Annotated in this window: 6 protein-coding genes; all 6 read right to left on the bottom strand. The window is 66.2% G+C overall.

The features are described from left to right. Nucleotides 1-148 precede the first annotated feature (148 nt). Complete coding sequence (locus JHD67_RS20805) at nt 149-625, bottom strand: regulatory protein RecX (RefSeq protein WP_199101063.1); 477 nt, start codon at nt 623-625, stop codon at nt 149-151. A 34-nt stretch (nt 626-659) separates the two neighbouring features. Continuing rightward, entirely contained in the window at nt 660-1,694 is a 1,035-nt protein-coding gene (gene recA, locus JHD67_RS20800; protein WP_199101062.1) for a recombinase RecA, read from the bottom strand. A 124-nt stretch (nt 1,695-1,818) separates the two neighbouring features. Continuing rightward, nucleotides 1,819-2,319 (bottom strand): CinA family protein, encoded by a 501-nt coding sequence (locus JHD67_RS20795; protein WP_199101064.1) that lies wholly within the window; start codon nt 2,317-2,319, stop codon nt 1,819-1,821. A gap of 115 nt (nt 2,320-2,434) precedes the next feature. Next, nucleotides 2,435-3,592, bottom strand: coding sequence for an ABC transporter permease (locus tag JHD67_RS20790; protein WP_199101061.1), 1,158 nt, complete (start codon nt 3,590-3,592; stop codon nt 2,435-2,437). Next, nucleotides 3,589-4,785 (bottom strand): ABC transporter permease, encoded by a 1,197-nt coding sequence (locus tag JHD67_RS20785; RefSeq protein ID WP_199101060.1) that lies wholly within the window; start codon nt 4,783-4,785, stop codon nt 3,589-3,591. Before JHD67_RS20785 ends, JHD67_RS20790 begins: the two co-directional genes overlap by 4 nt. Next, the coding region (locus JHD67_RS20780; protein WP_199101059.1) for an efflux RND transporter periplasmic adaptor subunit at nt 4,770-5,334 on the bottom strand (565 nt) is incomplete at its 5' end. The genes JHD67_RS20780 and JHD67_RS20785, both read right to left, overlap by 16 nt.

The raw sequence follows: 5,334 nt of genomic DNA, 5'->3' as shown, positions 1-5,334 counted from the left end.
CCCCCCCCCCCCCCCCCCCCCCCCCCCCCCCCCCCCCCCCCCCCCCCCCCCCCCCCCCCCCCCCCCCCCCCCCCCCCCCCCCCCCCCCCCCCCCCCCCCCCCCCCCCCCCCCCACCCCCCCTTTTTTTGAACGTTGTCGTCGGCAGCGTCAGATGTGTATAAGAGACAGATTCCGTACTGTGGCGGCGGGAAAGCCCCGACGCAAGAGAAATTGCGCCCGACGAGCCCTTTCCGTCATGTCGGCGGCCGCTTTGCCGCCAAATCGGCGCCGTAACTGGTCTGCGGCGCTCTTGGCCCAATCTACCTCGGCCTCTTCGAGCACGGCCCTGATCCGCGCGTCGGGCAAGCCGTGGCTCTTCAGCTCTGCCCGCAGGCGCATGGGGCCATAGCCTTGGGCTACCCGGGTGCGCACCAGCACCTCGGCAAAGCGATCGTCGTCCTGGTAGTGCTGGGAACCCAGGCGGTCCAGCGCCTCGCCGGCCTCCTGGCCTTCGTAGCCGCCCTGGCGCAGTTTGAGCTTGAGCTCGCGCCGGGAGTGCTCGCGGCGCGCAAGCAAACCCAGCGCCTTGCTGTAGGCGCTGGGTTTGGCCTTCTTGTCACCGTCGGCGTCAGGGCGACGCTTCATAGCGGTCCGGCACTATCGGGACTGGAGCAAACGCTCAGGCTTCTTCCACCGCCTCTTCGGACACCGCCGCGCCCTTGCTGCCGGTGGTCAGCAGGCGGGCACGCAATTCGGCATCGACTTCATTGGCCACGGCCGGATTGTCGCGCAGGAACTGGCGCACGTTTTCCTTGCCCTGGCCGATACGGTCGCCCTTGTAGCTGTACCAGGCGCCGGACTTATCGATCAGGTTCTGCGCCACGCCCAGCTCGATGATCTCGCCCTCACGCGAGGTGCCTTCGCCGTAGAGAATCTCGAACTCCGCCTGGCGGAACGGCGGCGCCACCTTGTTCTTGACCACCTTGACGCGGGTCTCCGAACCGATGACTTCCTCGCCCTTCTTCACCGCGCCGATGCGGCGGATATCCAGGCGCACCGAGGCGTAGAACTTCAGCGCATTGCCGCCGGTGGTGGTTTCGGGGCTGCCGAACATCACGCCGATCTTCATGCGGATCTGGTTGATGAAGATGACCAGGCAATTGGACTTCTTGATGTTGGCGGTGAGCTTGCGCAGCGCCTGGCTCATCAGGCGGGCGTGCAGACCCACGTGCGAGTCGCCCATTTCGCCTTCGATTTCGGCCTTGGGCGTGAGCGCGGCGACGGAGTCGACCACCACCACGTCCACGGCGCCCGAGCGCACCAGCATGTCGGCGATTTCCAGCGCCTGTTCACCGGTATCCGGCTGGGAGACCAGCAGGTCGTCCACGTTGACGCCCAGCTTGGCCGCGTAGCTCGGGTCCAGGGCGTGCTCGGCGTCCACGAAGGCCGCGGTGCCGCCGTTCTTCTGGCAATTGGCGATGACCTGCAGGGTGAGCGTGGTCTTGCCCGAGGATTCCGGACCGTAGATCTCGACAACACGGCCACGCGGCAGGCCGCCGACGCCGAGCGCGATGTCCAGGCCCAGCGAGCCGGTGGACACGGTATCGATCACGTCGTCGGTACGGTCGCCCAGGCGCATGACAGCACCCTTGCCGAATTGCTTCTCGATCTGGCCGAGGGCGGAGGTGAGCGCACGGCGCTTGTTGTCATCCATCGTCTTGAATCCCGGAGTGGCAGTGAATGAAAGGCATGATGCCCGCGCTTAGTCTCACGGGCTGCGATCTCGGAACGGCCAGTATCCCATACCCGTCAAGCCGCGCCGGAGTGGCGCCGCCGGGTCAGTCGGTCAGGCTGTGCAGCACCCCTTTGAGCGCCGCCGCCACGGTTTGCCTGCGCACCGCCTCACGGTCGCCGTCGAACTGGAACAAACGGGCCGTGGCATAGCCACCGCGCCGCTTCCAGCCGATCCAGACGGTGCCCACCGGCTTGTCCGGGGTGCCGCCGCTGGGGCCGGCAATGCCGGTCACGGCTACTGCCATGCCCGCACCAAACCGGGCCAGCGCACCCGACACCATTTCCAGCGCCGTCTCCTCGCTGACCGCGCCCGTACGCTCGAGCGTGCCCGGGTTGACGCCCAGCAACGCCTCCTTGGCCCCATAGCTGTAGGTGACCACGCCCGCATCGAACCAGGCGGAGCTGCCCGGCAAATCCGTCAGCGCCTTGGCAATCCAGCCGCCCGTGCAGGATTCGGCCGTGACCATCATCAGCCGCTTCTGCAAGGCAAGCTCGGCCACCTGCTCGGCCAGTTGCCTAAGCTCGGCGTCGGAGGGGAAGGACACGGTCATGGGGAAGCTCCACGGCTTGGGGAAACGACGGTTCTACCCGTTAGGCATCATCACGCCAAGCCCCAGGGGAAAAACCATCGCACGGGCAGATACCCCAACGGCCCCGGGGCTACCGACCGGCACGATCCGGGGCGCGCTCCGCAGCGCTCTGCGCCCCGCCTCCCTGTGGCTGCCTTCCGAACCGCCACACCGCAAGCACGCCGTACAGCACGCCAAGCAACGCGAGATTGAGCAGTTGCGGTGCAACCTCACTCACGCTGGCCCCCATCTGGTTGAGTCGCACCACCGCGTTGATGCCGGGCGTGGTCGGCAACAGCTTGGCCAGCCATACCAGCGGCCAGGGTGTGGCCTCGGCCGGCCAGGACAGATTTGCCAGAAAGAACATCGGCAATGAGAGAAACGTAATGAGCTGGAAGGGCCGCTCCCGCGTGCGAAAGAAGCTGCCAAGGAACAGCGCAAAAGCCACCACCGCGGCCACGTAAAGCACCGACGCCAGCAGCAATCCCCACAGGTTGCCGCCGCGCGGATAATCCTGAAACCAGAGCACGAAGCCGTTGTAATAGAGCATCGAGCACAAACCCACCGTGCCAAACGCTGCCGCGATACCCGCCAGCCCTGCCCGCGAGAACGCCAGCCGCCCCATGCGTTCACGTCGCGTCCCGGCCATCACCAGCAGGCCGATCAACAAGGTCTGCTGCACGATGAGCTGCGCCACGCCAGGCACCACGGCGCTGCCATAACCCTCGCGCGTGTTGAATAGCGGGCGCTGCACGAGTTGCACAGGCGGCGACGCCGGGGCGCCGGTAAACCGCGCCTGAGCCGTGGCAGCGGCACGCGCAAATGCCGTGGCGGCATCGGCCACCCCCTGCAACACCTGGCTGGCCCGCCCCAGATAAGCCCCGCGACCAAACAGCGATACACCGCCGCTGCCGCCGCGCAGCACGTCGTGCTCAAAGCCTTCGGGTATCACCAGCATGCCCTCGGCCGCGCCGCGCGCCAGTAGCGCCTCGCCTTCCGTGACCGAACTCACCATCGCCGCGACATAGACCGCGTTCAGGGCATCGACGCGGCGACTAAGTGAGCGGCTCATCGGGCTGTGGTCCTGATCGACCACCACCACCGGAAAATCCGAAGCGACCTGATGCCGATAAGCACTTGGGTAGAAGAACGAATAGATGATCACCGCGAGAATCATGGTGACCACGGCATAGCGGTCACGAAACAGTGCGGCGAAGGTTTCCCTGTAGGCAACGAGGAAGCGGCTCATCGCAAACCCCACGCCGCGGGGTCGCGCGCCGCGCGCGCATAGAGCCACGCACCCATGCTACCGGCGATGAGCACAAACGACACCAACGCGCCTAGCGGCCCCGCCGCATCGGCCAGCGCAGCATGCGCATCGAGCTGTTGCGATTGAAGATGCAGGTAATGGGTATAGGGCAACGCGGTATTCCACGCTTTGACAAACGCATTGGCGCCGATGACCGGAAAGGTGCCCGCGGAAAATGCCAGCGATGTACCCGCGTAAATGCCGACCAGGGACAACGCCGTGCCCATGTTGCGTGTCGCTGCCACCAACAGCAGCGCAATGGCGGCATAGGCGACAAACATCAGGCCATAACCCAGCATAAGTAGCGCGATGTTGCCTTGCACACCCGCGCCTCGTATACCCACGAGCCAGGCCAATCCGAGCACCGCGTACAGCAAGAACAGCACGAGATAAGGCGCCGCCTTGCCCAGCACGGCAGGTAGCACTCGCCAGCCGCAAGAGGCCATCCACGTCTGCACGCTCGCGTCGCGCAACTCGCGACCAAACGCCGCCGCCAGCGCCAGCGTGGCGGCCAAATGGAGCATCGCGGGAAACAACAGACTCAGCAGGAAATGCTCGTAGCTGCGCGAGGCGTTGCCCAACACCGATACCTGCACGCTGATAGGCGCGCCTCGCACCTTGGCCGGCCCACGAATGGCCGCCGTCTGCTCGATCGCGACGCGCTGATTGAACGCCTGCACGGTCGCGGCAATCTCGCGTGAGGCCGCCTGCCCTGCCGTGAGATAGCTGGCGTTATACCAACTCATCACCGTGCCGCCATTGCGCACCAGCATGTCTCGGCTGCTCTCAGCGCCCACCAGCACCACCGCGTAACTCTTGCCCGCACGCACCAGCGGCCAGGCTTGCAGCAGTGCATCGCGTTGATAGGCCACATGCAAGCCCGGGTTCTCATCGAGCATGCGGATCAGTTCGCGACTGAGCGCGCTGCGATCCTCGTCCACCACTACGATCGGCAGTTTGCGCGGCACACCGGCGCTAAAGAACCAGGCGAACATCGCCAAGGCAAGCAGGGGCATCCAGGTGACGAGTGCCCGATCCCAGCGGTCCCGCCAAAGATGCTCACACTCGCGCCGCGCCGACTGCAGAAATGCCTGCAGCGAAGAACACCGCTCGCCGCTCAGCGTGGTGGCCATGGAAACAGCACGCTCATGCCAGGACGCAGGCCTTGGATGACCTGCACGGGGCGCACCCGCACCTCGAAACTCTTGACGTCATAGCCTGACGACTGGCGGGTGGCGCGCCAGGTGGCGAAATCGCCGGCCGGGTTGATGAAGTAGACCTCGAACTGCGCATCGTCCACGCCAAGCGCGGGGATGCGGCCGCGCAAACGATCACCCATCTTCAATGCCGCGAACTGATCCTCACGCAGGTTGAAAGCAACCCACGGATGATCGATGTCGGTGAGCGCGAATACCGGATAGCCGGCAGGCACCAGTTCCCCCACCGTCACCAGGCGCTTGCCCACTTCGCCCGCCGCCGGTGCACGCCCCTGTACCTCGTCCTCGGCAGCCTGCACTTCGGCTACGGCGCCTTCGGCCTGGGATACCTGGGCCACGGCCGCCGCCTTGTCCTCGGGGCGCGTGCCGGCCAGCGCCTGGTCGTACTGCGCCCGCGCGGCCTTTTGCTGCTCGGCGGCGCTGAGCGCCTGCGCCTGCGCTTCATCCCGGTTCTGACGCGTGACG

Source organism: Dyella sp. ASV21, from assembly GCF_016428975.1.
Classification (GTDB): Bacteria; Pseudomonadota; Gammaproteobacteria; order Xanthomonadales; family Rhodanobacteraceae; genus Dyella.
Note: the sequence above shows the minus strand (reverse complement) of the source record. Positions and strands in the feature narration are given on the sequence as shown.

What these genes read in the sequence shown, in the direction of transcription:
- JHD67_RS20790 (WP_199101061.1), bottom strand. Translation starts at nt 3,592, where the DNA reads ATGAGCCGCTTCCTCGTTGCCTACAGGGAAACCTTCGCCGCACTGTTT.
- JHD67_RS20805 (WP_199101063.1), bottom strand. Translation starts at nt 625, where the DNA reads ATGAAGCGTCGCCCTGACGCCGACGGTGACAAGAAGGCCAAACCCAGC.
- recA (WP_199101062.1), bottom strand. Translation starts at nt 1,694, where the DNA reads ATGGATGACAACAAGCGCCGTGCGCTCACCTCCGCCCTCGGCCAGATC.
- JHD67_RS20785 (WP_199101060.1), bottom strand. Translation starts at nt 4,785, where the DNA reads ATGGCCACCACGCTGAGCGGCGAGCGGTGTTCTTCGCTGCAGGCATTT.